Origin of the sequence: Mesorhizobium sp. M7A.F.Ca.US.014.04.1.1 (assembly GCF_003998745.1) — a bacterium.
Lineage (GTDB): Bacteria > Pseudomonadota > Alphaproteobacteria > Rhizobiales > Rhizobiaceae > Mesorhizobium > Mesorhizobium ciceri.
The window spans coordinates 1-3,381 of record NZ_RZRW01000601.1 but is presented as its reverse complement, the minus strand read 5'-3'; the positions used below and the strand labels follow the sequence as shown (position 1 = coordinate 3,381).

Here is a 3,381-nt window from a genome sequence, read left to right as displayed (position 1 = left end):
CCCGCAGGGGAACAGCAGCCGCGCAGGAAGAAGCGTGACCAGCAGCAGCAGACCGAGCAGGCGCCGGCCGAACAGGCAGCACCCGCAGGGGAACAGCAGCCGCGCAGGAAGAAGCGTGATCAGCAGCAGCAGACCGAGCAGACGCCGGCCGAACAGGTCGCGCCGGCCAACGACAATCAGCCCGGCGAGCAGGCCCAGCCGCGCAAGAAGAACAGGCAGGATCAGCAAGCCCAACCTGAAGTCGCCCCGACGCCGAAGGAAGCTCCCGCTGGAGAGGCGACGGCCCCTGCCGGCGAGCAGCCGGCGGCCCAAGGCGAGCAGCCCCAGGACACGACGAAGAAGCACGGCAGGAAACCTGTTGGCGAGCAGCCGGCGACGGCCGAACAACCCACCACCGGCGAACAACCGGCCAATGGTCAGACGGCAGCACCGGCACAGGGCGAAAACCCGGTGCAAGGCGAAGCACCGGCCGATCCAAACGCCGCTCCCATCCTGGACAGCCAGAAGGACGTCGAGCGCAGGGGCGGCGGCCGCAAACGTGGCGACAAGAATGCTCAGCAGGATGGCGAGCAGCAGAATGGCGGGCAAAATGCCCAGCAAGGTGGCGATCAGGGCCGCAAGCCGGTGGCTGCTCCCGTCGACCAGGGTCCGCCGCCCACCGACGACAGGGCCGCACAGCAGGAGATCAAGCCCGAGAAGATCGTCCCGGTGACCGAGGAGAAGGGCACGCGCGTAGAGCGTGCGCCCGATGAGATCGCCCGCGATCGTCGGCGTCCGAAAGGCGTCGACGTCGTCAGGAAACTCGGCGATCGCGTCATCCTACAGTTCAACAACCAGACATTTGTCCAGAGCAATGACGCCCCGCGCGTCACCCGCGGTGCCAAAGAAGTCTACTATGAGGATCTGTCGGGCGATCGCACCCGGGAAATCGTCGAGCGTGACAACGGTGTCCGGATCGTCACCATCCGCAACCGCTATGGCGACGTTATCCAGCGTTCGCGCATCGCGCCGGATGGACGCGAATATGTGCTGAGCTATGTCGACGAGCGGCACTATCAAGATGACAGCGACTGGCGTGATCCCGGCGACGACCTGCCGCCGATGCGGCTGACCATCCCGCGCCGGGAATACATTCTCGATTCCGAGGACGTCGAGAGCCCCGATGACTACTACGAGTTCCTCGAACAGCCCCCGGTCGAGAAGGTCCAGCGCCTCTATTCGATCGACGAGGTCAAGCGTTCGGCCCGCGTGCGCGACATCGCACGTCGCGTCGATCTCGACACGCTCAACTTCGAATTCGGTTCGGCCTCCATCTCCGACACCGAGGTGCAGAAGCTCGAGGGCGTAGCGACGGCCATGGAGAAGCTGTTGAAGAAGAACCCGGCCGAGACCTTCCTGATCGAAGGTCACACCGACGCGGTCGGCACACCGGAGGCTAACCTCGCTCTTTCCGATCGCCGTGCGGAAGCGGTGGCGGAGGCTCTGACCAATGCCTTCGGCATCCCGCCGGAAAACCTGACGACACAGGGCTATGGCGAGGAGTATCTGAAGGTCAACACGGCGGCGCCCAACCGCGAGAACCGCCGCGTCGCCATCCGCCGCATCACCTCGCTGGTGGCACCGGTCGCCAGCAACAATTAGGTCATGATTTCAAAATCATGACCCGGTTTGTGGAATCGGCAAGAGAAGCATCCACCCCCGGCACAGCCGGGGGTGGATGGATGTGCGGGGTTCAACAAGAATTGTACGGGCGTTAGACACGGCTCATTGAATCGCGAGCGCAGCCACCCCAGATTCGGTGCTGGGCGTTCCCTGCCCCGTCCCGACTCCAGCGGGACGCATTGAGCCCCGCCGGACTTTGTTCGGCGGGGTTTTTTGTCTTGCAAACGGTGGCGGCCTCGTCGAATACGGCCATTGTCTGAGAGATCAACCCGCCGGAATCATCCCATGAAGCGTCTCGAACTCGCCATCGAATCGATCATTCTCGCTTCACGCTGGCTGCTCGTCGTTTTCTATATAGGCCTGGCCCTGGCATTGGCCGTCTATGCGCTGTCCTTCGGCAAGAAGCTCTATGAGTTCATTAGCCTGGCGTTCACGCTCGGTGACACCGACACCATCCTGAAGATGCTCGGCTTGATCGATGCCGCGCTGGTTGCCTCGCTGGTGGTGATGGTCATCATCTCGGGCTACGAGAATTTCGTCAGCCGCTTCGACGACCAGGACGGCGGTGTGCACTGGCTGGGCACCATCGATGTCGGTTCGCTGAAGGTCAAGGTTGCCTCGACCATCGTCGCCATCTCGTCGATCCACCTCTTGCAGGTGTTCTTGAACTCATCGTCCTACACGACCGACCAGTTGATGTGGCTGACCATCATCCATCTCGCCTTCGTCGTCTCGGCGCTCATGCTCGCCTATATCGACCGGCTGATGGGCCTGAGCAAAGGCAAGAAGGACGAGGCGTGAGCCTGCGCCCGCCGGACGTTGAATCAATCCCGCAGGAACGATGCCCTACCGCCTTGTTCGAGCAGGGCTTTCCCTGCGGGTGGCGAAGGGCTTGGCTCGACGCCCGTCGCGTCAAAACAAAGAGCTCTAGTAAATATTCCTGATCTTGCTGTCCGTGCGGGCAAACACCTCGTCGGGGACAAAAAAGTCGCCGGCCAGCGGCCCGGTCGCATCAGGCGCATAGATCGAGAAATCGCTGACGCCCTCGGCGCGCAGCACCTCTTCGTCGATGTAGAAGTTGCCAGTCGCTTCGCGCGCCGGCCGCATAAAGATGGCATGCGCAGCATCGGCCATGATGTCGGGCAAACGGCTCATTGCCGCCACCGTCGCGCCGCCCAGCAGATTGCGCACGGCTGCCGTGTCGATGGTCGAAATCGGCCACAGTGAATTGACGGCGATGCCGTCCTTGGCGAACTCGGCGCTCATGCCCAGCGTGCACATCGACATGCCGAACTTGGCCATCGTGTAGGCGACATGGTTCTTGAACCACTTGGCCTTCATGTCGAGCGGCGGTGCCAGATTCAGGATGTGAGGATTGCTGGCCAACTTCAGGTGCGGAATGCACATTTTGGACACCAGGAAGGTGCCGCGCGTGTTGATCTGATGCATCAGGTCGTAGCGCTTCATGTCGGTTTCCAGCGTGCCGGTGAGCTGGATGGCGCTGGCATTGTTGACGCAGATATCGATGCCGCCGAACTTTTCCACGGTCCTGGCGACCGCCTCGGCCACCTGTGCCTCTTCACGGATGTCGCACAGCACGGGCAGCGCCTTGCCGCCGGCCTGCTCGATCTCTTCTGCCGCGCTATAGATTGTGCCGGGCAGCTTCGGATGCGGTTCGGCGGTTTTGGCCGCGATCGTCACATTGGCGCCGTCGCGCGC

The 3,381-nt window shown here is 62.7% G+C and carries 3 protein-coding genes; 2 read left to right on the top strand and 1 reads right to left on the bottom strand.

What is annotated here, in order from left to right; translation table 11 throughout:
* The coding region (locus EOA22_RS28365) for an OmpA family protein (protein ID WP_245478708.1) at positions 1-1,641 on the top strand (1,641 nt) is incomplete at its 5' end.
* Positions 1,642-1,947: 306 nt separating this feature from the next.
* Entirely contained in the window at positions 1,948-2,463 is a 516-nt protein-coding gene (locus EOA22_RS28360; RefSeq protein ID WP_013530171.1) for a TIGR00645 family protein, read from the top strand.
* 126 nt (positions 2,464-2,589) lie between these two features.
* Here the strand turns inward: EOA22_RS28360 and EOA22_RS28355 are convergent.
* Positions 2,590-3,381: NAD(P)-dependent oxidoreductase (locus tag EOA22_RS28355; protein ID WP_164755910.1), on the bottom strand; the 792-nt coding region annotated here is incomplete at its 5' end.